Annotated in this window: 23 protein-coding genes; 22 read left to right on the top strand and 1 reads right to left on the bottom strand. The window is 39.3% G+C overall.

The genetic code is table 11. The annotated features are described in order from the left end of the window. Window positions 1–3 precede the first annotated feature (3 nt). Window positions 4–399 carry an FxsA family protein gene (locus tag FIU87_RS15550; RefSeq protein WP_152445432.1) on the top strand — a complete coding sequence of 132 codons (396 nt, stop codon included), beginning with the start codon at window positions 4–6 and terminating at the stop codon, window positions 397–399. A 63-nt stretch (window positions 400–462) separates the two neighbouring features. After that, complete coding sequence (locus tag FIU87_RS15545) at window positions 463–1,374, top strand: DUF1002 domain-containing protein (protein WP_152445431.1); 912 nt, start codon at window positions 463–465, stop codon at window positions 1,372–1,374. 40 nt (window positions 1,375–1,414) lie between these two features. On the opposite strand, the gene ytvI is transcribed toward FIU87_RS15545, so the two are convergent. After that, a complete protein-coding gene (ytvI, locus tag FIU87_RS15540; RefSeq protein ID WP_152445430.1) occupies window positions 1,415–2,536 on the bottom strand; it encodes a sporulation integral membrane protein YtvI in 1,122 nt (373 codons plus the stop codon). Window positions 2,537–2,709: 173 nt separating this feature from the next. Here ytvI and FIU87_RS15535 point away from each other — a divergent pair, with 173 nt between their 5' ends. The 20 genes from FIU87_RS15535 to ytxC all read left to right on the top strand — a co-directional run bounded on the left by FIU87_RS15535 (window position 2,710) and on the right by ytxC (window position 24,498). Next, a complete protein-coding gene (locus tag FIU87_RS15535) occupies window positions 2,710–3,171 on the top strand; it encodes a DUF441 domain-containing protein (RefSeq protein WP_152445429.1) in 462 nt (153 codons plus the stop codon). Between the two features lie 354 nt (window positions 3,172–3,525). Continuing rightward, window positions 3,526–4,644 (top strand): citrate synthase, encoded by a 1,119-nt coding sequence (gene citZ, locus FIU87_RS15530; RefSeq protein WP_152445428.1) that lies wholly within the window; start codon window positions 3,526–3,528, stop codon window positions 4,642–4,644. Window positions 4,645–4,751: 107 nt separating this feature from the next. Continuing rightward, the gene (gene icd / locus FIU87_RS15525; RefSeq protein ID WP_152445427.1) at window positions 4,752–6,020 is read left to right on the top strand and encodes an NADP-dependent isocitrate dehydrogenase; all 1,269 of its coding nucleotides are present in this window, start codon (window positions 4,752–4,754) and stop codon (window positions 6,018–6,020) included. A gap of 158 nt (window positions 6,021–6,178) precedes the next feature. Beyond that, window positions 6,179–7,117 (top strand): malate dehydrogenase, encoded by a 939-nt coding sequence (gene mdh, locus FIU87_RS15520; RefSeq protein ID WP_152445426.1) that lies wholly within the window; start codon window positions 6,179–6,181, stop codon window positions 7,115–7,117. A gap of 96 nt (window positions 7,118–7,213) precedes the next feature. Beyond that, window positions 7,214–7,690 carry a MaoC/PaaZ C-terminal domain-containing protein gene (locus FIU87_RS15515; protein ID WP_152445425.1) on the top strand — a complete coding sequence of 159 codons (477 nt, stop codon included), beginning with the start codon at window positions 7,214–7,216 and terminating at the stop codon, window positions 7,688–7,690. Between the two features lie 320 nt (window positions 7,691–8,010). After that, window positions 8,011–8,763 (top strand): response regulator transcription factor, encoded by a 753-nt coding sequence (locus tag FIU87_RS15510; RefSeq protein ID WP_152445424.1) that lies wholly within the window; start codon window positions 8,011–8,013, stop codon window positions 8,761–8,763. Next, complete coding sequence (pnpS, locus tag FIU87_RS15505; protein WP_152445423.1) at window positions 8,756–10,525, top strand: two-component system histidine kinase PnpS; 1,770 nt, start codon at window positions 8,756–8,758, stop codon at window positions 10,523–10,525. The genes FIU87_RS15510 and pnpS overlap by 8 nt, the downstream gene beginning before the upstream one ends. 362 nt (window positions 10,526–10,887) lie before the next feature. Further along, window positions 10,888–11,853, top strand: a complete 966-nt coding sequence (hflK, locus tag FIU87_RS15500) for an FtsH protease activity modulator HflK (RefSeq protein WP_253905596.1) — start codon at window positions 10,888–10,890, stop codon at window positions 11,851–11,853. Beyond that, on the top strand, window positions 11,846–12,772 hold the full coding sequence (hflC, locus tag FIU87_RS15495; protein WP_152445421.1) for a protease modulator HflC: 927 nt from the start codon (window positions 11,846–11,848) through the stop codon (window positions 12,770–12,772). The genes hflK and hflC overlap by 8 nt, the downstream gene beginning before the upstream one ends. Window positions 12,773–12,896: 124 nt before the next feature. After that, complete coding sequence (gene polA / locus FIU87_RS15490; protein WP_152445420.1) at window positions 12,897–15,527, top strand: DNA polymerase I; 2,631 nt, start codon at window positions 12,897–12,899, stop codon at window positions 15,525–15,527. A 19-nt stretch (window positions 15,528–15,546) separates the two neighbouring features. Beyond that, entirely contained in the window at window positions 15,547–16,374 is an 828-nt protein-coding gene (gene mutM / locus FIU87_RS15485; protein WP_152445419.1) for a DNA-formamidopyrimidine glycosylase, read from the top strand. Between the two features lie 67 nt (window positions 16,375–16,441). After that, entirely contained in the window at window positions 16,442–17,080 is a 639-nt protein-coding gene (ytaF, locus tag FIU87_RS15480) for a sporulation membrane protein YtaF (RefSeq protein WP_152445418.1), read from the top strand. Window positions 17,081–17,277: 197 nt separating this feature from the next. After that, window positions 17,278–17,880 carry a dephospho-CoA kinase gene (coaE, locus tag FIU87_RS15475; RefSeq protein ID WP_152445417.1) on the top strand — a complete coding sequence of 201 codons (603 nt, stop codon included), beginning with the start codon at window positions 17,278–17,280 and terminating at the stop codon, window positions 17,878–17,880. A gap of 112 nt (window positions 17,881–17,992) precedes the next feature. Next, complete coding sequence (locus FIU87_RS15470) at window positions 17,993–19,024, top strand: glyceraldehyde-3-phosphate dehydrogenase (protein WP_152445416.1); 1,032 nt, start codon at window positions 17,993–17,995, stop codon at window positions 19,022–19,024. Window positions 19,025–19,477: 453 nt separating this feature from the next. Next, window positions 19,478–19,852, top strand: coding sequence for an adenosylmethionine decarboxylase (speD, locus tag FIU87_RS15465; RefSeq protein ID WP_010195679.1), 375 nt, complete (start codon window positions 19,478–19,480; stop codon window positions 19,850–19,852). A gap of 123 nt (window positions 19,853–19,975) precedes the next feature. Beyond that, window positions 19,976–20,374 carry a cytosolic protein gene (locus tag FIU87_RS15460; protein WP_152446603.1) on the top strand — a complete coding sequence of 133 codons (399 nt, stop codon included), beginning with the start codon at window positions 19,976–19,978 and terminating at the stop codon, window positions 20,372–20,374. A 24-nt stretch (window positions 20,375–20,398) separates the two neighbouring features. Further along, window positions 20,399–20,863 carry a transcriptional regulator NrdR gene (gene nrdR / locus FIU87_RS15455; RefSeq protein ID WP_152445415.1) on the top strand — a complete coding sequence of 155 codons (465 nt, stop codon included), beginning with the start codon at window positions 20,399–20,401 and terminating at the stop codon, window positions 20,861–20,863. Window positions 20,864–20,944: 81 nt separating this feature from the next. Continuing rightward, on the top strand, window positions 20,945–22,378 hold the full coding sequence (locus tag FIU87_RS15450) for a replication initiation and membrane attachment family protein (RefSeq protein WP_152445414.1): 1,434 nt from the start codon (window positions 20,945–20,947) through the stop codon (window positions 22,376–22,378). Window positions 22,379–22,663: 285 nt separating this feature from the next. After that, on the top strand, window positions 22,664–23,563 hold the full coding sequence (locus tag FIU87_RS15445; protein WP_152445413.1) for a diacylglycerol/lipid kinase family protein: 900 nt from the start codon (window positions 22,664–22,666) through the stop codon (window positions 23,561–23,563). 98 nt (window positions 23,564–23,661) lie between these two features. Then, window positions 23,662–24,498, top strand: a complete 837-nt coding sequence (ytxC, locus tag FIU87_RS15440) for a sporulation protein YtxC (protein ID WP_152445412.1) — start codon at window positions 23,662–23,664, stop codon at window positions 24,496–24,498. Window positions 24,499–24,773: the final 275 nt, after the last annotated feature.

The following is a 24,773-nucleotide window of genomic DNA, read 5'->3' as shown; positions in this document are numbered from 1 at the left end:
CTATTGTTTAGACTATTATTACTATTGATTATTGTTATTCCTGCTCTAGAAATATGGGTGTTAATTACAGCTGGAAAATTGATTGGCACCATCCCAACTGTTCTCTTGATTATTTTAACTGGTATTGTCGGAGCTTGGCTTGCCAAACAACAAGGACTTTTTGCCTTAAAAAGTGCCCAGCAAAAAATGAACAGTGGACAAATGCCAGGAGAAGTAATTATTGATGGATTATGCATATTAGTTGGCGGTGTATTGCTGTTAACTCCAGGTTTCATTACAGATGCCATTGGCTTTGCGCTCCTATTACCTGGTACAAGAAACCTAATAAAGCCATCCATTTTGCGAGCGATACGAAACAGAATAGACAGAGGACAGTTTATTGTTATTAACAGAAGATAATTGTCTTTTTAGTAAGGTTAAAGATAGAAAAAAATTTTGTATGAAGATAGTGGGGGAAGAATCATGAAGCATTGGTTTAAATTTTTGCTAGTGTTAGCCTTGGTTATTTCTGGACTCAGTTTTTCAACAACATCCTATGCAGCAGGTGACAAAGAAGAAGAAAGCATCAATGAAAAATTCGGCTTACCAATTGTTGTATTAGGTGGAACACTAAATGATGATCAAAAGCAAGAAGTTCGAGAGATGTTAAAAGTAAATGATCCTGACATGGTTGAGGAAATTACCGTTACAGGAGAAGATCTTGTAAAATATATTGATGGGGAAGACCGAAATGCACGTATGTTTTCCTCTGCCAAAATTACGAGAAAAGAAAAAGGAGAAGGCTTGAACATCTCAAGGGCTACTCCTGAAAATATCACACAAGTGACCGATGATATGTATGCTAATGCCTTGTTAACAGCTGGAATTGAGGATGCAGAGGTTATCGTTGCTTCACCTGTGAAAGTTAGTGGACACTCCGCCCTTGTTGGTATCTATAAAGCTTATGAAGTAAGTGGAGAAGAATTAAATAAAGACCGCATGGAAGTGGCGAATGAAGAGCTATCAATTGCTACTAAATTAGCAGAAGAAGAAGGATTGGATAGTGAAAAAGTTAGTGAACTTCTTACGGAAATAAAAAAACAGATTGCTGAGCAAAATCCAGCAACACGCGAAGAAGTAGAGCAGATTGTAGAAGAGCAACTATCCAAGCTTCAAATTGAATTGAGCGAAGAAGACAGACAGCTTCTCATCGATCTTTTTGAAAAAATGCGCGAGCTCAATATCAATTTTGATAGTGTGAAAAAACAACTTGAGGACATTTCAACGGATATTAAAAATCGCATTGAAGAGGTGGTAGGAAACGAAGGATTTTGGCAAAGTGTTGCCGATTTCTTCCGTAACCTGTTCCAATCCATCGCTAACCTATTTAAATAAAAAAAGTGCCTTTTCTCTATGAAAAGGCACTTTTTTTATTCTAAACAACTCTATTTTTCCCTACTACATATAAATAAATATCTTTCATTACCCCAGCCTTCCATAGTGTGTTAAAAATAACAACGGTAACCGGTCCTACAATCAAACCTAGAAACCCAATTAACTGGAAGCCGACGAATAAGGCAATTAACGTTGCCAATGGATCAAGACCAATACTGGAGGAAAGAATTTTCGGCTCCATTAGCTGACGTTGAACAATAACAATTAAATACAAAACTCCTAAACCTATTGCTAATGGAAGATTTCCGCTAATCGCTAAAAAGATAACCCACGGAACAAATACTAGCCCTGTTCCAAGATAAGGAATCAAATCGACCAGTCCGATAATTAGAGCAACGGTGATGGCATATTCTACACGTAAAATTAGGAGTCCAATTAACACAATGATAGTCGTGATCGAAATTAACGTTGCTTGTGCCCTAATAAATCCGAAAAAGGCTCTTTTTAAGCTAAAGAAAACATTTGCCAAGCTGCCTTGAATTTTTTTAGGAGTCATCTTTGTTAGCCTTGCTTTTAACTTATACCAGTCCTTGCTAATAAAAAAGGTAGCCAATAAAGAAAAAATTAACACGGTAGCAAAGCTTGGTATCCATGTAAGTATTTTAGGAAGGTTGGTTAGAAAGGTTTGAATAAACTCTCCTACATTAGTGGCAATCGAAGCGCCTAAGTTTTCAATATTTGTTAGCAAGGACTCTTGTTGCCCCTCTTCAAGGCTATGAAACATCGTTGTGATTTGGTTGAAAAAAGGAATAACCTTTGTCACGACAAATTGCTCCACATACACCACTAATGTTTCAAAATGTCCAGGGACCACCTTAGCTAAATATTCAGTGCCTGATACGATTTCAACAATTAATAGTGTAACAATTCCTGCTACTCCTGCAAAAACTGCTAAAATGGAAATGAATACGGCCAGACTTCTTGGAAGCCTTCCCTTGATTTCGAGAAAATTTACTAAAGGATTAATGAAGAATGCGAGTAACAAAGCTATGATGAATGGATACGCGATGGAGAAAATATGAAATGCAGCATAAAGACCGAAAATGATGATAGCAAGTACTAGAAGAAGACGAAAGAAAATATGTACATAATTCCAGTTCACAGAAACACCACCTTTTACCAAAAATTCCTTATCCTTATTTTACAGCTAACATTCTTCTTTTCCCAGTATAATATTTCAAAATTTTAAAAATTGTAAGCAATTTCAATTCTTTTTCTTTCTCTTTTCATTATGGTAGGATTAAAGTGGGTTTTGCTATTGGAAGGATGAAAAGAATGATAAGTTATGCCACGCTGTTTCTGCTTATACTACTATTAATAGGGTTTTTAGCAAAAAATCCATCTCTCATGATTGCAGTCATCACTCTGCTTGTTATTAAAACTATTGGGCTAGATAACAAAATATTCCCTTACCTGCAGGCAAAAGGGATTAACTGGGGAGTGACGATTATCACCATTGCGGTACTTGTGCCAATTGCAACAGGAGATATTGGCTTTAAACAGCTGGGAGATGCGCTTAAATCCTATTATGCTTGGATTGCTCTGTTTGCAGGTGTAGCAGTTGCGCTGATTGCAAAAGGTGGGTTAACGCTTCTTGCAAACGATCCTCATATTACAACAGCGCTTATTTTTGGTACGATTCTTGCTGTAGCTCTTTTCGGAGGTGTAGCGGTTGGTCCATTAATTGGTGCGGGGATTGCGTACCTAGCAATGAAAATCGTGGAGTACTTCACTTAAGAGATTATTTCACAAATTGTTTTTTTGTTATAATATTTTTTGTAATACTTTTGTTCTTTTCATTCACAAAGTTCAGATAATTGTTTATAATAGGGACAAGGACACTTCCTTCCTATATAGCAAAAGGTACATTGTTCGCCGAAAATGCGCGCACACCCATGAATCTAATGGTTATGGCGCTTATTTTTATGAATGGAAATGTAAGCATTTTCTTAGTTTGCTAGATTTTGAATTGATAAATTACTCTTAATATTTTTGCATATATTTGTCTTTTATCATTATGTTGAGCAAGCGTTCGGGTGAGCAATGACAGTTAAGGAATTTGGGAAATTTCACATAAAGGAGAGGGTTTAAATGACAACAACTAAAGGTCTTGAAGGAATTGTAGCGACAACATCTGCAATTAGCTCCATCATTGACGACACATTAACGTATGTTGGCTACAATATTGATGATCTGGCAGAGCATGCCAGCTTTGAAGAGGTAATTTATCTTCTATGGCATCAAAAGCTTCCGAACAAGAAGGAGTTAACTGCGTTAAAACAAGAATTGGCTGAAAATGCAGCTCTTCCTGAAGAAGTGATTAACCATTTCAAAACTTATCCAATTGACAAAGTGCACCCTATGGCAGCTCTTCGTACAGCAGTATCTTTGCTTGGTCTTTATGATGAGGATGCTGACAAAATGGAAGAGGAAGCAAACTATCATAAAGCAGTCCGCTTGCAGGCAAAAATGCCAGCAATTGTGACAGCGTTCTCAAGAATTCGCAAAGGCTTAGAACCAATTGCGCCAAGAACGGATTTGGGCTTTGCAGCGAACTTCTTATACATGTTAACCGGAGAAGAGCCATCTGAAGTTGCGATTGAAGCATTTAACAAAGCGCTAGTGCTTCATGCTGATCATGAGCTAAATGCTTCTACATTTACTGCACGCGTTTGCGTAGCGACGCTATCGGATGTTTATTCCGGTGTGACGGCTGCAATTGGAGCTCTAAAGGGGCCTTTACATGGTGGTGCAAATGAAGCGGTTATGAAGATGCTTTCTGAAATTGGTGAAGTGGAGAATGCGGAAAGCTATATCCGTGAAAAGCTTGCTAACAAAGAAAAAATCATGGGCTTTGGTCACAGAGTGTACCGTCAAGGAGATCCACGTGCGAAGCACTTACGTGAAATGTCTGAAAAGCTAACTCATTTAACGGGTCAATCCAAATGGTATGAAATGTCCGTGAAGGTAGAGGAAGTGGTAACTTCTGAAAAGCCACTACCACCAAATGTTGATTTCTATAGTGCATCTGTTTACCACTCTTTAGGAATTGATCATGATTTATTCACACCAATTTTTGCAGTGAGCCGTGTTTCTGGATGGCTTGCACATATTCTTGAGCAATATTCCAACAACCGACTTATTCGCCCACGTGCAGAATATACGGGACCTGGAAAGCAAGATTATGTTCCTTTAGAAAAAAGAGGATAATTTCTAAATAGAGCGAAAAAGCATACTAATTTGTTATACTATCATGGGGAGGGATTTCACTCCCCAAAAAACATCAAGCACTTTATCATTTTTAGGAGGTTTTCACATTGACACAAGGAACAAAAATTACTGTTACTGATGGTGTATTAAACGTACCTAACAACCCAATTATTCCATTTATCGAGGGAGACGGAATCGGTCCTGACATTTGGGCTTCTGCATCCCGCGTTTTAGAAGCAGCTGTTGAAAAAGCATATAATGGCGAAAAAGGAATTGTTTGGAAAGAAGTATTGGCTGGGGAAAAAGCATTCAACCAAACTGGTGAATGGTTGCCAAGCCAAACGCTTGAAGATATTCGTGAGTACATAATTGCAATCAAAGGTCCTCTAACAACTCCGGTTGGTGGCGGAATCCGCTCTCTAAACGTTGCATTGCGTCAAGAGCTTGATCTTTTCACTTGCTTGCGTCCTGTTCGTTATTTCCAAGGAGTTCCTTCTCCAATCAAACGTCCAGAAGATACTGACATGGTTATTTTCCGTGAAAACACAGAAGATATTTATGCTGGTATTGAGTATGCAAAAGGTTCTGAGGAAGTAGAAAAGCTTATCAACTTCCTTCAAACAGAAATGGGAGTTAACAAAATTCGTTTCCCTGAAACGTCTGGTATCGGCATCAAGCCTGTATCTGAAGAAGGTACTTCCCGTCTAGTTCGCGGTGCCATTAACTATGCAATCGAGCATGGGCGTAAATCTGTAACTCTAGTACACAAAGGAAACATCATGAAGTTTACAGAAGGTGCGTTCAAGAACTGGGGCTATGAGCTTGCTGAAAAAGAATTCGGCGACAAAGTATTCACTTGGGCTCAATATGACCGTATTGCTGAAGCGGAAGGCAAAGATGCTGCTAACAAAGCTCAAGAGGTTGCTGAAGCAGAAGGCAAAATCATTGTTAAAGATTCTATTGCTGATATCTTCTTACAACAAATTCTTACTCGTCCAAAAGAGTTTGATGTTGTTGCGACAATGAACCTGAACGGTGATTATATTTCTGATGCACTTGCTGCACAAGTAGGTGGAATCGGAATTGCTCCAGGAGCAAACATCAACTACGAAACTGGCCATGCTATTTTTGAAGCAACACACGGTACTGCTCCAAAGTATGCAGGTCTTGATAAAGTAAATCCATCTTCTGTTATCCTTTCTGGTGTATTAATGCTTGAACACCTTGGTTGGACAGAGGCTGCACAACTTGTTGTAGATGCTATGGAAAAATCCATCGCTTCTAAGGTTGTCACTTACGATTTTGCCCGCCTAATGGATGGAGCAACAGAAGTAAAATGCTCTGAGTTTGGTGACGAACTAATCAAAAATATGTAATAACAAAAGCGGAATGCGCCCATTTTGCTAGTCGCTGGCGCATGGAGATGGACGCTCTACTTTGCAGACTAATTATCCTAAAGCTATGTTACAAGAAGCAAAAGCTCCTTTTTGGAGTTTTTGCTTCTACATATATAAAGGGTTAAGGAGGAATGAACATGACAATGAGGCGTAAAAAAGTATCTGTAATTGGTGGAGGCTTTACTGGAGCTACCACAGCATTCTTGTTAGCGCAAAAAGAGCTAGGGGATGTCGTGTTAGTCGATATTCCGCAAATGGAAAATCCGACAAAGGGAAAGGCATTAGATATGCTAGAGGCCGGTCCTGTCCAGGGGTTTGATGCAAATATCATCGGTACTTCCAACTATGAAGATACGGCTAATTCAGATATTGTGGTCATTACAGCAGGAATTGCCCGTAAACCAGGGATGAGCCGTGATGATTTGGTAACAACCAATCAAAATATCATGAAAAGCGTCACAAAAGAAATTGTTAAATATTCTCCTAATTGCTATATCATTGTTTTAACTAACCCGGTGGATGCAATGACTTATACTGTTTTCAAAGAGTCCGGCTTCCCGAAAAACCGTGTAATTGGACAGTCAGGGGTACTTGATACAGCAAGATTTCGCACCTTTGTTTCCCAAGAGTTAAATCTTTCTGTAAAAGATATCACAGGTTTCGTTCTAGGTGGACACGGGGATGACATGGTGCCACTTGTTCGCTATTCCTATGCTGGTGGGATTCCACTTGAGACATTAATCCCGAAAGACCGCTTAGATGCCATAGTAGAAAGAACGAGAAAAGGCGGGGGAGAAATCGTGAACCTGCTAGGGAATGGTAGTGCCTACTACGCACCTGCAGCCTCCATGGTTGAAATGGTAGAAGCAATTCTTAAAGATCAACGCAGGGTTCTTCCTTCCATCGCCTATCTTGAAGGAGAATATGGACATGAAGGGATTTACCTTGGCGTTCCTACTATTTTAGGTGCAGGTGGAATTGAAAAAGTGATTGAACTTGAATTAACAGAGGACGAAAAAGCAGCACTTGCAAAGTCTGTTGAGTCAGTAAAAAGTGTAATGGAAGTGCTATCCTAGCATCGCAGGAAAATTCGGGGAATGAGATCCCCGAATTTTTAACATAATAATGTAATCGCTTACAGGGAATTTCTAACTTCAACAGGGGGTGTCTCTATGTTACTAGGTAAAAAGAGAAAGCTTGGGAGAAAGTTAACAGAGATACAAGTAGGGGAAAAATTAGAATTAACGGAAAAAATCGAGGACAAAGATTTATTATTATATTTAGGGCTAACAAACGATGCTAATCCTTTATACATTCAACATGATTATGCATCGCAAACACCTTTTAAAAAGCCGATTGTACCTAGCATTATGCTTACGGGGATCATCACTTCAGCTGTATCTAAATACTTACCAGGACCAGGAAGCCATATTATTAGCCAGGATATTGCCTTTCCAAAGCCTGTTTATCACTATGCTACCATTCAGTTTTTATTTGAAGTGGCAGAAGTGAATGACGAGGATCACAGCATCGTAATGAATATCCTTGGAACAGATGATAACCAGCAAACGGTTATAAAGGGTTCCATCACTGTCTGCCCTCCACACCGCCTAGAGCCAATGGAAAGCAGCGCACTAGAAAACTTTTAGTAGTTGATATAAGCAAACTATTTTTACACTAACCTAAGCTTCACTAAAGCAAAAGGCGTAGACTCCTGCGGGATGTAACGCGTTTCGGGAGACCCCACAGGCTATAGCCGAAGAGGCTCCCGGACCGCCCACAGGAACGCAAAGCCTTGTGAACAATTGAAAAGATAGCGTTAATTTCCTAACAAAAGCTGTCTAGAAGTCAAAAACACTGACTTCTAGACAGCTTTTATTTATTGTAAATGTATATTGTTCTTGTGTAGAATGGAACAGTAAAGATATAGAAAAAAATGTGGCTATAGGGTGAAGGTGTTTCCAAAACAATGCAAGTGGAGGAAAAGAATTTGAAAAAGATACTGATAGTGGATGACGAACAATCAATTGTAACCTTACTACAATACAATCTAGAACATGCTGGTTATGACGTAACAGTTGCAATGGATGGAGAATCTGGTTTAAACAAGGCTTTAGAAAACAAATTCGATATTATTGTTTTGGACCTGATGCTACCAAAGAAAGATGGTATTGAAGTTTGCAAGGAATTAAGACAGCAAAAAGTAAATACACCGATATTAATGCTAACTGCAAAAGATGACGAGTTCGACAAAGTATTGGGATTAGAGCTTGGTGCAGACGACTATATGACAAAACCGTTCAGTCCTAGAGAAGTCGTAGCTAGAATAAAAGCAATTTTAAGAAGGGTGCAACAGCTGCAACAGGAAAGTGGAGAAGCTGCTGCGAAAAAGGGTGAAGAATCTTTAGAAACCCTCAAAATAGGAGAAGTGAAAATTTTACCTGAGCAATTTGAGGCGTATTTTAAAGGGGAACCGATTGAGCTGACACCAAAGGAATTTGAACTATTGGTCTATCTTTCTAAAAACAAAGGAAGAGTTTTAACGCGTGATCAACTTTTAAGTGCGGTCTGGAATTATGATTTTGCTGGTGACACTCGAATTGTGGACGTGCACATAAGCCACCTTAGAGAAAAAATAGAGACAGATACCAAAAAACCTCAATATATTAAAACGATAAGAGGGCTTGGATACAAGCTGGAGGAACCAAAGTTTCATGAATAAATTCCGTTCACGGTTATTATTCGCTTTAATCACATTAATTGTGGTGGTCCTTGTTGGATTAGGGTTATTGCTTGGACAGCTCTTTAAATCCCTTTATCTGAACACGTTTAATCAACGGCTTGTAAAAGAAACCAATATAGTGACCATGCAGGTGGAAGAGGAAACTAGCATAACATCAGAGCTTGCAAAAGACTTGGATGATATGAGTAAAACGTTAGCTGCACGAATCAGTATTACAGATAAAAATGGAATCGTTCTCTTCGATACAGAAGGACCAGCTCCCACAGGTGAGAAATCTCATCAAAAAATCATGAAAGATGCTGTTCAAAAAAATTCAGATAAGGACCGCATTTTTTATGAACAGAATAATGAGATGTACTATTATGGAAGTGCGATTTATAGAGATGGGAGCAAGGATGGGTATGTGATGCTTAGTACTCCAATTGATTCCCTTAATAGAGTAAATCAACAAATTTGGGGATTGCTTATTGCAAGTCTTGGTGCCGCTTTTGTTGTTATCCTATTGCTTGGTGTAAGAATTACCGCTCAATACACGCGTCCTATTGAGGCTGCGACCAAGGTGGCAATGGAGCTTGCAAAAGGCAACTATAAAGCAAGAACCTTCGAGGAGCATGTTGATGAGACAGGCATGCTGAGTCAATCCATTAACATTCTTGCCAGAAACCTTCAGGAGATGACGCAAGCCCAAGAGATGCAGCAGGACCGATTACGAACTCTTATAGAGAGTATGGGGAGCGGCCTCATCCTAATAGATGGACGTGGCTATGTTAATCTCATCAACCGGTCTTATAAGGAAACCTTTGAAGCAAATCCTTCTGAATATTTATACAGGCTATATTACGAAGCAATTGAGCATAAGGAAGTTGTTGAATTAATCGAAGAAATCTTTATGACGGAGGTAAATGTTCGAAAGCAGATGCTACTGCCTTTAAGCATTGAACGCAGGCATTTTGAGGTGTATGGGGCACCGATTATTGGGACGAATGATGAATGGAAAGGGATCGTACTTGTTTTCCATGATATTACCGAATTAAAGAAACTCGAGCAAATGCGTAAAGATTTTGTTGCCAATGTCTCGCATGAGTTGAAGACCCCGATTACTTCGATTAAAGGATTTTCTGAAACCTTACTGGATGGGGCAATGAATGAAAGAAATACACTAGAGAACTTTCTTTCCATTATCTTAAAGGAAAGTGATAGGCTTCAATCTCTAATTGAGGATCTCTTAGATCTCTCCAAAATAGAAAAACAAGGCTTTAAAATGAATCCTAGTTATATTGATCTCAATGTCCTGCTCGAAGAAATTTTAATTATTTTAGACCGTAAAGCAAAGGAAAAAGATATTATATTGACCTTTGAGAGACCAGCAAAAGATCTCTATCTTTTCGTGGACGCTTCTAGAATAAAACAAGTATTTATTAATCTTGTGAATAATGCCATTGCCTATACGCCTGCAAATGGTGAGGTGAAGGTTTCTGTGAAGGATGCAGGGGAAGATGTTGAAATTAGCGTCTCTGATACAGGAATTGGAATTGAAAAAGCAGAAATCTCAAGGATATTTGAACGCTTTTACAGGGTGGACAAAGCGAGAAGCAGAAATTCTGGAGGTACTGGCTTAGGGCTGGCAATTGTGAAACATATTGTCGAAGCACACCATGGAAGTATTACGGTTGAAAGCGAGTTAAATAAAGGTACTATCTTTAAAGTGAAATTATCTAAAGAAAACAAACATTTACAATAGCTTAACAAATGTTTCATGGTCACTTTACATACCTCTGCTAATATAGTCCTTGAAAACCCCTTCATCCAAGGAGCCAATTTTGGAAAAGGAGAGAGCCCACCCTGCTCTCTCCTTTTTTTATGCTCATTTTTAAAAGATTGTGGCTAAAAATAGGAAAAAGTCAGCTTTAGGACTTTTCCATTTCTAAGCAAACAAAAATTCCTTCATCTACTTCCGCTAAAAGAGCACGACAGTAACACCAATTCATTCGCAAGCAGCAACAAAATGACCAAAACAGCCTTTAATTGTGTGATTGGTGAAACTTTTCCCTTTTTAAAGCGTAAGAATTAACTGAGAATAAAAAAAGGGGAGAGTACAACTTGATGAGTTTAAAACGGATTTATGCAGCAGTTTTCTTAATCTTCCTGGCAGCTGTCATAGGGTCAGTTGCGCTAACGTCGTGGTACACAGTGGATCAATCAGAACAAGCTGTCATCATGACGTTTGGGAAAGTGGAAGAGGGGATAAGTGAACCAGGCTTACACTTTAAAATGCCATGGCCCATTCAAGAAGTAGAAAAAATGTCCAAGGAAACCTTCAGTCTACAATTCGGCTATGAAGAAAAAGACGGAAAAGTAGTCGAATTCACGAATGACACGAAAATGATCACAGGAGATGAAAACATCGTCTTAGCTGACATGGTCGTCATGTGGAAAATAAGTGACCCAGGCAAATACTTATTTGAATCAGAAGATCCACAAGCTGTTTTATATAACGCAACCTCTGCATCGCTACGAAGCATTATTGGAAGCACAGAAATTGATGAGGCACTAACATCCGGTAAAGGTCAAATAGAACTAGAAGTGTTTGAGCTTCTTACCTCCTTGATGGAAGTGTATGATATCGGAATATCTGTTACTTCTGTTAACCTTCAGGAGGTAGAGCTACCAAATGAAGAGGTCCGAAAAGCATTTACAGATGTTACGGATGCACGGGAAATGGAAGATACAAAGAATAATGAAGCAGAAAGATATCAAAATCAACGCATGAATGAAGCAGAAGGGGAAAAAGCAGCTATTATCTCCAAAGCAGAAGGGGAAAAGACCGCAAGAATTGAACGTGCACGGGGAGATGTAGCAAAATTTAACTCCATTTATACTGAATATGCTAACGCCCCTGAATTAACAAAAAAACGTCTTATCTTAGAAACAATGGAAGAAGTATTGCCATATGCTGAAATTTATATAATGAATGACGATGGTAATACCATGAAGTATTTCCCACTTCGTACAGAAAACCCTGCACCAAAACCTCCAGCAAACACGGAAGGAAGTGGGAACAATGAGTGATCAAAACATTATTAATCTTGAGGACAAAAAGCCGGATCTTAAGTGGAAAACCATGATTCGTGGTGGATTGGGTGCAGTTGTCATCCTCATCCTTTTAGGAGTGTTTCTTGCAAATGTTTTTGTCGTAAAAGAAGGAGAATATAAAGTAGTCCGCCAGTTTGGTGAAGTAGTGAAAATTATTGAAGAACCTGGCCTGAATGTAAAAACACCATTCATTCAATCGGTCACAACCGTACCAAAATATCAGATGCTATATGATGAAGCAGGATCTGAAATTAACACTCGTGATAAAAAACGCATGCTCATTGATAACTATGTTGTTTGGAGAGTAACAGATCCTGAAATGATGATCAGTGAACTAGCAAACATTGTAAATGCAGAAACGAAAATGTCCGAGTTTGTTTTTTCTGTAGTTCGGAGTGAGCTTGGACAATTAAACTATGATGATATCATCAATGACGAAAAATCCTCTCGTGGAAGCCTGAATGACCGGGTAACGGAAAGAGTGAATGCGTTGATGGAAGGATACGGTGTCGTTGTAACAGATGTTAGAATGAGAAGAACTGATCTGCCACCGGAAAATGAACAATCTGTTTTCACACGGATGATTTCGGAGCGTCAGTCCACAGCTCAGGATTATTTATCCCGAGGGGACGCTAAGAAAAATAAGATAATGGCAGAAACAGATCGAGCAGTACGTGAAATGCTTGCAAAGGCAGAAGCGGATGCATCAACAATAGTCGGACAGGGTGAAGGAGAGGCAGCTAAAATTTATAATGATGCTTTCTCAAAAGATGCAGAATTCTATGCACTTTACCGGACGCTTGAATCCTACAAAAAGACGATAGACGGAGAGACGGTCATTGTGCTCCCATCTGATTCTGAATACGCTAAACTGCTAATGGGCGAAATCGAATAAACGTTCCTATAATTCGAGCCACAATTTTTCTTTCTAATCCTATCCATGATAGAATAGAAAGAGGATTGTGGCTTTACATTTTTCATACATACATAAAAATGAACCCTATAAGGAGGAGCTTGCTTTGTCGAATAAATTAGTGTTAATTGATGGAAACTCAATCGCCTATCGTGCGTTTTTTGCCTTACCGCTCCTTAGCAATGAAAAAGGCATACATACCAATGCCATTTATGGTTTTACGATGATTCTAATGCGAATTTTAGAGGAAGAGAAGCCTACTCATATGCTCGTAGCCTTTGATGCTGGGAAAACTACCTTTCGCCATAAAACATTTGGTGAGTACAAGGGTGGTCGCCAAAAGACTCCTCCAGAGTTATCTGAACAATTTTCTTTCCTACGCGAGCTGCTGGACGCCTACAATATTAAGCGCTATGAGCTGGAAAATTATGAAGCAGACGATATCATCGGAACGCTCGCGAAACAAGCAGCACAAGATGATTTTGTCGTAAAAATTATCTCTGGCGACAAAGACTTAACTCAGCTTGCCTCAGATAAAATTACTATTGATATTACAAAAAAAGGGATTACGGATGTGGATTCCTATACACCTTCTTTTATTCAGGAGAAATACGGCTTAAATGTTGATCAAATCATTGATATGAAGGGTCTAATGGGGGATAGCTCTGATAATATCCCTGGGGTTCCTGGGGTTGGTGAAAAAACAGCTATCAAGCTTCTAAAAGAATTTGGTACCATTGAAACCCTCTTAGAATCGATTGACAGTGTTAGCGGCAAAAAACTGAAAGAAAAGCTAGAGGAGAACAAAGAGCAGGCTATCATGAGTAAGGAGCTAGCGACAATCATGACGGAAGCTCCGATCAGCATAGCAGTGGATGATTTAACCTATGATGGCTATGATGCTAAAAAAGTAATCTCTATTTTTAAAGAACTGAGCTTTAATTCCTTACTGGACAAGCTTGGTGAAACGGATGAAGAAGTAACAGAGGATTTAGAAGACATTAAATTTGATGTGTTAGAAGAGGTAAAAGAAGAGCATTTTGCCAAGGAAAACTTCCTGTTGGTGGAGGTGCTTGACGAAAACTATCACCGAGCCGATATTCAAGGTGTTGCCCTTGTGAATGAAACAGGAAACTACTTTATCCCAACAGAGGTTGCCTTAAAATCGGAAGCATTTGCATCTTTTGCAGCGGATGCAAAGAAAAAGAAAGCGGTCTTTGATGCCAAACGGGCAATCGTGGCATTGAAATGGAAGGGAATTGAGTTGAATGGAATTGATTTTGACTTAATAATCGCTTCCTACATTGTAAATCCTTCAGAAACATCTGCGGATCTTGCAGACATTGCTAGAAAGCAAGGATACTATCAAATTGAGACAGATGAAGCAGTATACGGAAAAGGGGCAAAGCGGTCGATTCCTGATCAGGATAAGGTAGCCAATCACCTTGTTCGTAAAACCCTGGCCATGCAGGAAATGAAGGAGAACTTTATACATGAATTAAAGGATAACGAGCAGCTAGAGCTATTTGAAGAGCTTGAGATGCCACTGTCCCTAGTGTTAGCTGAAATGGAAGCCATGGGAATCAAGGTGGACAAAGATCGCTTAGAAGAGATGGGCAAGGACCTTTCTGAAAAACTGGACGAAATAGAGCAGAAAATTCATGAGCTTGCTGGTGAGCCGTTTAATATCAATTCTCCGAAGCAGCTAGGCGTTATTCTTTTTGAAAAGCTGGAGCTGCCGCCAGTCAAAAAAACAAAAACAGGCTATTCAACCTCAGCAGATGTTTTGGAAAAGCTAGCAGATAAACATGAAATCATTCAGCAAATCTTACATTATCGCCAGCTTGGAAAATTGAAGTCTACCTACATCGAGGGCTTGCTTAAGGTTATTCATACCAACACAAACAAAATTCATACCCGCTTTAATCAAGTATTAACACAGACAGGAAGACTAAGCTCCATTGACCCGAATTTACAAAACATTCCTATCCGTCTTGAGGAAGGCAGAAAAATCAGAGAGGCGTTTATTCCCTCCAATGAGGACTGGCTCATTTTTGCTGCAGACTATTCCCAAATTGAGCTTCGTGTACTCGCTCATATCGCAAATGACGAAAAGCTAATCCAGGCATTTAAAGAAGACGCTGATATTCATACAAAAACCGCCATGGATGTGTTTCATGTTTCAAAGGATGAAGTAACGTCGAATATGCGACGTCAAGCTAAAGCAGTTAATTTTGGAATTGTTTATGGCATCAGTGATTATGGACTTTCCCAAAGTTTGGGGATTACTAGAAAAGACGCCAAAACCTTTATTGACCGATACCTTGAAAGCTTCCCTGGGGTAAAAGAGTATATGGAAGAGAGCGTCAGGGAAGCTAAGGATAAAGGATATGTAACCACCCTTTTACATCGACGCAGGTATTTACCAGAAATTACAAGCAGCAACTTTAATTTGCGTAGCTTTGCCGAACGAACGGCAATGAATACCCCAATACAGGGAAGCGCTGCGGATATTATTAAAGTGGCGATGATTCGCATGGCTGAGAGATTGGAAAAGGAAAATATGAAAGCAAATCTGCTGCTGCAAGTACACGATGAACTTGTTTTTGAAGCACCACAAGAGGAAGTGGAAAAGCTCAAAAAAATAGTGCCTGAAGTAATGGAACAAGCAGTGGAATTAAAGGTACCGCTGAAGGTAGATTACTCCTACGGTTCCACATGGTACGACGCTAAATAGATGGCAGGAGGTGTCACGGATGCCAGAACTTCCAGAGGTCGAAACAGTGAGAAAGACGTTGGTACACCTTGTACAAGGAAAAAAAATCAAAGAAGTAAAAGTCCTTTGGCCAAAAATGATCAAAGAACCAGATGACGCCGCCATTTTTGAACAGATGCTCATTGGACAAGAGATACTTGAAATCGGCAGAAGAGGGAAGTTTCTGCTATTTTACACAAATCATTATTGCATGGTTTCCCATCTCAGAATGGAAGGAAAGTATGGTTTGTTTCAAAAGGAAGATCCTTCTAATAAACATACACATGTCTTCTTTTATTTTGAAGATGGTACAGAGCTGCGCTATCAGGATGTTCGTAAGTTCGGTACCTTACACCTTTATGAAAAAGGGAAGGAATTTACTGCAAAATCACTCGTAGGTCTGGGGCCTGAACCATTTGATGAGACTTTTACTCTTGCGTTGCTTAAGGAACGGCTTGCAAAAACAAATAGAAACATTAAAGCTGCTCTTCTTGATCAAACTATCGTGGTAGGACTTGGCAATATCTATGTGGATGAAGCACTTTTTCGGGCAGGAATTCACCCTGAACGAATTGGGAAACACCTGACGGAGGAAGAGCTAGAAAAGCTGCAAAAGGAAATTGTCCTAACATTGCAAGAGGCAGTCGAAAAGGGTGGAAGCACCATCCGCTCCTATGTTAACTCCCAAGGGCAAATTGGCATGTTTCAGCTCGAGCTTTATGTGTACGGACGCAAAGGAGAGCCTTGTAGAAAATGTGGCAATGCTATTGAAAAAACGGTGGTAGCAGGAAGAGGAACGCATACCTGTCCAACTTGCCAGCCTAAATAAAACTTTCACACACATCGAATGGGCTCCTGCCATATACTATCGTAGTGATAGTTAGGGAGGAGCTTAGATGATACCATACATCTCACTGATTCTATTAGCCTTTGCAGTAAGCCTGGATAGCTTTAGTGTTGGTTTGACTTACGGCCTAAGGAAAATGCATATGCCGCTCAAATCCATCAGCATCATCGCATGCTGCTCAGCTGTTACACTTTTATTTGCTATGTCTGTTGGCACGATCCTGATGAATTTTCTCTCGCCTGCTTTTGCAGAGAAGGTTGGTGGCGGTATTCTTATCATTTTAGGCATGTGGGTTCTGTACCAGTTCTTTAAAGCAGGAACTGCAGAAGAATCGATTACTGTAGATGAGAGAATATTGTTTAACTTGGAAATAAAATCGCTCGGTGTGGTGATTAACATCCTCAGAAAACCAACAGAAGCTGACTTTGACCGTTCTGGTTCCATAAACGGGTTAGAGGCTTTTTTTCTTGGTATTGCGCTCTCACTGGATGCATTCGGAGCAGGAATTGGAGCAGCACTCTTAGGGTATTCTCCTGGGATTATGGCCGTTTCTGTAGCTGTCATGAGCTCCTTGTTTGTGATTACAGGGATCAAGCTCGGCAGAATCTTCTCCACTGTATCCTGGATTAGCAAGTTCTCCATTTTACCAGGAGTGCTATTGATTGTTATTGGTATTATAAAAATTTAACCGATTCGTTGTTTTTAAGTAGAACATAGCTGTTGATTGGAGCAAAAGGCGTAGACTCCTGAGGGGGATGAAACAGCAATCTTGAGACCTCTTAAAGTAAGCCGAGGAGCCTAAAGGTCGCCCCTGAAAGCTTTTGCCTTTTGCGGAAATCAACAGTTTTGCTACTTGACATAAACAATCTCAAAGGAGGGATGGACATGCCAACAATCATTGGCCTTACAGGCGGGATTTCAAGCGGAAAAAGCACGGTAGCTACGATGTTAAAGGACATGAGAATTCCTATTGTTGATGCAGACCTAGTCGCTCGCGAAGTAGTGGAAATAGGGACAAATACATATAAAAAGCTAGTTCAGGAATTCGGGGAAGACATCCTTAACAGCGATAAAACGCTGAATCGACCTAAGCTTGGAAGTATTATTTTTCAAAATCAGGAAAAACGAGAAAAACTCAACAGCATTATGCATCCTGCAATAAGGAAGAGTATGATAGATCAAACTGCTTCGTACATAGAAAACGGTCATCAAGCAGTGGTCATGGATATTCCATTATTATTTGAAAGCAAGCTTACGCACCTAGTAGATAAAATCTTACTGGTTTTTGTTAATGAAACAAACCAACTAGATCGCCTGATGAAGCGAAATGATCTAACGGAAAAAGAAGCACTGGATCGAATTCGGTCTCAGATGCCTTTAAAGGAAAAAGTAAAATTAGCCCATGCTGTTATTGATAATAATGGCTCCATTCATCATACGGAAAAACAACTTCAGCAAATTTTAAAAGATTGGCATATCCAAATATAGGGATGTGCCCTTTTTTTATTTTTTGGATGACATATAGAATTTAATTATGTTATACTAATTGCAGGATAATACAACAATAAGTATAACATATATACAGAAAAGGGGAATTGACATGAAGGCAAAGGTTGCAATTAATGGATTTGGACGTATAGGGAGAATGGTATTTAGACGTGCCATCCAGGAAGATGGAATGGATATTGTTGCAATCAATGCGAGCTACCCTGCAGAAACATTAGCTCACCTTATAAAATATGACACTAACCATGGTCGCTTCGATGCCGATGTATATGCACAAGACGATTCTTTAATCGTAAATGGTAAGCGCATACAATTGGTAAATAACCGTAATCCTGAAGAGCTTCCATGGAAAGAAATGAATATAGACATTGTAATCGAAGCAACTGGAAAATTTAATTCTCGTGACAAAGCAGCACTTCATCTGCAAGCAGGAGCAAAGCGTGTGGTGCTCACAGCACCGGGGAAAAATGAAGATGTTACCATCGTGATGGGTGTAAATGAAGAAGTGCTGGATATGAGTCAACACTTTGTCATTTCTAACGCGTCATGTACAACGAATTGTCTTGCACCAGTTGTAAAAGTGTTAGATCAACAATTCGGAATTGAAAACGGTCTAATGACAACGGTTCATGCCTATACAAATGATCAAAAAAATATTGACAATCCGCATAAGGACCTTCGCCGTGCAAGAGCTTGTGCACAATCGATAATCCCTACTTCAACAGGTGCAGCAAAAGCATTATCTCTTGTACTTCCTCACCTAAAAGGGAAGTTGCATGGGATGGCACTGCGTGTTCCAACACCAAATGTTTCACTTGTTGACCTTGTTGTCGATTTGAAAAAACCAGTAACCGCAGAAGAAGTAAATGATGCATTTCAAGCAGCAGCGATTGGCTCTATGGACGGCGTATTAAGTGTTACTATGGAACCATTAGTTTCTGTAGACTTTAACACAAACCCACATTCTGCGATCGTTGATGGACTATCCACGATGGTAATGGGAGAAACAAAAGTAAAAGTTCTTGCTTGGTATGACAATGAGTGGGGTTATTCTTGCCGCGTAGTAGACCTAGTAAACTATGTAGCTGAAAAAATGGCAGAATCCAACGAAGTAATGGCAGGTTAATAGAAAAAGATAGTGAACAGGGAGGGAAATAAAGAATTTTCCTCCCTGTTTTTTTTTGTTCTCAAGCTAAAAATTGGAGCAAAAGGCATAGACTCCTTAGGGAACTTAGCGACAGGCTTGAGACCACACAGGGCGCAGCAAGAGGAGGCTCAAGGCCGCCTCAAGGAAAAGAAGCCTTTTGTGGAAATCAATTGCGATTAATACATAATGCCTTCTTTTGAACTATTCGACACCAACATGTAAATTTTGCAAGAAAAAAAGTCAAAAATGCCTGTTGCAAAACTAAAAAATAACAAGTATACTATTTTTCGTGAACTTCTTGAAACGATAATGTGGCTACTTAAAGGGTTAGGACCTCTCTGGACTAACTTTCCCCCGTGGTGGTAATACATTCATCAATCTTCACCTTCAGGATTCATGTACTTCTAAAACTTGTAAAAGGGGGAACGTGAGATGGAAACAGTAGGTCGTCACGTTATTTCAGAACTATGGGGTTGCGATTTTGACAAATTGAATGACATGGATTACATCGAAAAGACATTCGTTGATGCTGCATTAAAATCTGGTGCAGAAGTAAGAGAGGTTGCATTTCATAAATTTGCACCTCAAGGAGTAAGCGGGGTTGTCATTATTTCTGAGTCTCATTTAACAATCCACAGCTTTCCTGAGCACGGATATGCAAGCATTGATGTTTATACATGCGGAGAATTAGATCCAAACATTTCAGCAGATTATATTGCAACTGCACTAAATGCTCAAACACGTGAAACAATTGAACTTCCACGTGGAATGGGACCTGTTCAAGTAAACAAAGCAAAAGCTCTTTAAAATTATAACTAAATGCATTAAAATAAAAAGAGGTGTATAGCATGCACCTCTTTTTATTATACGCAAAAAACACCATACATATATTTTAGACAAGATAAGGGGTTGGCAGAAAACTTGAGTGCAATGCAGAAATTTAGAGAACTGCTAAGCAATCATGCAGAAACAAGGGAAAATCACCCTAATGAAGAGCTGCGCAGTCGTTATTATAAAGTCACCAGTAAAAATGCGATAAAATCTCTCCAGGAAATGTTTCAAGCAATGGACGGAGTCAAAGTGAAGTCCGTATCAGAGGAGCATGGCGAGCTTGCTGTTCAAATAATCAAAGGAAAAAAAGCTTTTATCATTGTGACCATTATCTCTGTCCGTCCATTTGAAACCGCCGTTGATTTTTCCGTTACAACGGATACTAAGCTCCTACCGTTTGATTTTGGCTATAGCACGAACGTAATTAAAAACATGTATGAACGGATTGATAAAACGATGATCTACATTGGATCTGGCCTTCATTCGGAAACGAAGTAGATTGGAAACGGAGTTGAAGCCATCATGAAATGTCCGACGTGTCACCATAACGGTACAAAAGTATTGGATTCCCGACCTGTTGAGGAAGGCCGTTCCATTAGGAGAAGAAGAGAATGTGAATCTTGCTCCTATCGTTTTACGACTTTTGAAAAAGTGGAAGAGATACCGCTTATTGTTGTAAAAAAAGAAGGAACAAGAGAAGAATTTAGCAGGGAAAAGGTCTTAAGAGGATTGATTCGAGCATGTGAAAAAAGACCGGTCGCATTAAAACAATTAGAAGACATTGTCATAGAAGTTGAAAAGGAATTAAGAAATATCGGAATATCTGAAGTGAAAAGCGATATCGTCGGTGAAATGGTAATGGAGCGACTATCAAAAATTGATGAGGTAGCATATGTCCGCTTTGCTTCCGTTTATCGTCAGTTCAAAGATATCAATGTTTTTTTAGATGAACTAAAAGAAATAATTGAAAAAGAAAGAAACGAATAAAGCGTACAAGCCACGTCCAAGAGAGAGGAGTAGTATTAGCCTCTCTTTTTTACACTAAAAAAAGAAAGGTAAGGTTGTTTTATGTCTGATCGTCATTGGAAAGAGCTCGTCCCTGTAGACCGTTATATTGTTCGGTCTAATGGTGTGTTACAGCCCTTTGATCGCAAAATACTAACAAAGCTATATCAGCCTTTGCTTGGCTATCGTGGTTTCAGCCTGTATATGACCTTGTGGAGTGAGCTAGAAGACGATTGTCTCACGGGAGTAGAAGCTACCCATCATAGCATCATGACTACCATGCAATGCAACCTTAAAGACATTCATCAAGAACGGATGAAGCTTGAAGGGATTGGCCTATTGAAAACTTTGGTAAAAGAAGAGGACCATATTCGTACGTTTATTTATGAATTACAACCACCACTTGCGCCAGAAAGCTTTTTCTCCGAGCCGATGTTAACTATCTACTTATACAATCGGTTAGGCAAAACAAAATATGCCAATGTCAAAAAATACTTCTCCGATCAAGCGATTCCACCTGATGAATTTATGGAGATTACACGAAGCTTTAGTGACGTTTTTCAATCCGTTCAATCAGAGGGTCTTGCCTTTGCATCTAGAGAAGAAACAATGGAAGAGCTGCCTCTAGGAGAGGGAGAAGAATGGCTGGATCGGAAAAAAGGTCAGGAGCCTGTGGTTGCCGAAAAGCAGTTTGATTTTGAGCTCTTTTTTGCAGGTCTATCTGAGGTAGTCATTCCGAAAAAGTCCATTACTTCAAAGGTAAAAGAGGCGATTAGCAAGCTTTCCTTTATTTATTCCTTAGATCCAATGACCATGAGAGATTTGATGATGAATGTTATCGATTCTGAGGACAAAGTGGATTTAGAGAAGCTTCGAAAAGCTGCCAGAGACTGGTATCAGCTTGAATACCACAATACCCTGCCAAAGCTTGTGGAAAAAACGCAACCACTCTATTTAAAACAGTACTCCGATAAAAAGCCAACGACAAAGGACGAACAGCTTATCCAGCAGCTCGAAAATGTTTCACCAAAGCAAATGCTGACAGATCTCTCCAACGGAGCGGAGCCTTCTGTATCAGATCTCCATATCGTGGAGGATGTGATGTTTAAACAGCAGTTAACCCCAGGCGTTGTCAATGTGTTGCTATATTATGTACTTTTAAAAACAGATATGAAATTAAATCGAAAGTACATTGAGAAGATTGCTAGCCACTGGACTAGGAAGCAGGTCAAAACAGTCAGTGAGGCAATGGAACTTGCTAAAGAGGAGCACCGTCAATATCAAAACTGGGCAGACACAAAGTCATCCTCATCAGGTAGTGGGCAAAAAGCAAAAACGAGTAAAACGAATAGAAACAGATTTGTCAGTGAAGAGACTAGAGACGTGGAAACAAAGGGAGAATCAGAAACCTATCAAGAAGTAGAAGAAAATGAAAAAGAAGAGCTTTTTGCACGTTTGGCAAAGCTTAAAGAAAAAAAGAAAAAACTCGATTCCTAAACAACACCATATTCGTGGTGTTGTTTCTTTTTAGAAGGTTCTTTACTAAAAAATTGTTTGCTATAAACTAGGAAAAAATCGACTTTAAGACTTTTTCCATTCATTTATTCGAAGAAAAGTTGCCTCCGATTTAAAACTTCCTCCACAAAAAGAGCACGACAGCAACGTCGATCAAGTGTTGCTTAACTATACTCTGTAGCCACATAGTGTGCGAAAATAGACTTTTAGAATGATGTTAATACTAAGGAAAATGGGTATAGATTAGTGAGAGGGGGGAGTGTCGAAATGAACAAAGTTGCTGTTATTGTAAACCCAAATGCTGGGAACGGAAAGCTTTTAAATCACCTAGATGAAATAGAGGGGAAATTGCGTTCCGTTTTTCAGGAGGTCTCCATTTATCGGACGAAACAAGAAGGAGAAGGAGCGAAAATAGCCCGAAAAATTGCGAGCTCCACAGACCTTCTTATTGCAGCAGGTGGAGATGGTACCGTACACGAACTAATCAACGCAATCTCCCCCTTAGAGGAACGTCCCGTTTTTGCTGTGATTCCTGCTGGCACATGCAATGATTTCTCTCGAACGCTTGGAATGTTTCAGCACCCATTAAAAGCGGTAGAGCAAATTGTGGAGCAGCGTGTCCTAAAAGTAGATATTGGAAAAAGCGAGGATGCCTATTTTTCTAACTTTTGGGGAATTGGCCTCGTTTCCAAAGTTGCTGATAGAATGGAAAGTAGCACAAAACAATTGCTAGGGAGACTCTCCTATTATATAAGCGCTGGCCAAACAATGTTAGAAGAAGAGCCCATACATATAAAAGTAGAAAGTGCAGAACAATTCTATGAAGGAGCTGCGGTGATGATGCTTGTTGGAAATGGAGCATTTTTAGGTGGGATCCAATCATTTTTTCCAACTTCCGATATTCAAGATGAGCATTTTGACGTACTGATCGTCAAGGAAACATCGCTTTCCCACCTTTGGACATGGATACAAACTCGCTTTCAAAAAGACTTGCCACTTCAAAACCAAGATAACTTAATTTTTTTTCGAACAAAAGAACTTAAGGTAGCTGCTTCGCCACAACAAAAAATAGATACGGATGGAGAGTCTCGATTTAGGACACCTGCAGTCATAACCATTTTGCCAGCTCATTTGGAAGTAGTAGTTGGAGAATATCCTATAACTTGATGTGAAAAGCAATCCTTCGTTAATTTTTCATAAATTATACATTTTTACCCTTTGCCCCCCATATATATAGAATCAGGTGTACCAAAGGGGGGACAAACTTGTTTGAGATTTCCTTTCGAAATGAAACGGATGCAAGAGCGGTTTACAAAAGCTTGATTCACAAAAGTCCTGAAAGTGATTCTATCCTTTCTTTACATAAAGAAAAACTAGTTGTGGAATCAGAGGATGCACGTTATATAAAGAGCATTTTAATGCCTGTCATGAAGCACTACATTCAAAAAATTAAGGGAAAAGAATGGTTACTTTCCATACTCGAAAACACCTACTACTATAAAGAGGTAGAAGAGCAGGAACAGATATTATGTATCCTCCAGTCTATCCTATTAGGGGAGAGGCCTGATATTCCTAATCTTTCCCACCCTGAAAAATGCGATGCGGTGTTAGAACAAATCATGGAGTCCTTTTTCCAAAAGCCAGTATCCTTTTCTTTTGACTCTTTTTTAACGTTTAGACTAAAGCAATATTTTGAAAAGCTTCACACTTACCTCGAGGCTGCGATTGATGAATACAAGCTAGAACAAGAATATCAATCCTTCGTGCACCAGCTTAGAGAAATGCTTGTAAGCACAGAGTCAAAGCTAGATGAACTTCATCTTGTTTATCAATACCACTTTGATTTTTACGATAAAACCTTTACTCATATACCAAGAAGCCAATTAATCAAATATATGAACAGAACTCATTTTAATAGTTATTCCTACTACATCGATTCTGTCGTACTAGCCCCGCTTGTATCGATTGCTCCAAAAAAATTATTTCTCTATACAGATAATACCGAGCACCAGTTAGTAGAAACGATTAGAAACATTTTTGATGAAAGAGTAAATGTTTTACCTTTTCAATACTTTGGGCATAATAAGTGTAAAATTGATTAATATGTGTACTTGATTTTCTTGTATGTGGAGAATATAATTACCTACATAATCAATTTTAATCTTATATTCTAAAAGTATGGATAAGGACATAAGTGTTTTAATACGGTCTATTAGAGAGGGAAGTCATCGGCTGCAAGCTTCCTGACACGATTAAGCCACTTACCACCTTTGAACTTCAACAGTGAACCTAGCAGTAACTGTTGACGGGAGATCCCCGTTATTTGTAATGAAGCCATCTATTTTTTTTCAGTAGATGGGAACTTGGGTGGAAACAC

Source organism: Bacillus sp. THAF10 (assembly GCF_009363695.1).
Lineage (GTDB): Bacteria > Bacillota > Bacilli > Bacillales > Bacillaceae_I > Sutcliffiella_A.
Note: the sequence above shows the minus strand (reverse complement) of the source record. Positions and strands in the feature narration are given on the sequence as shown.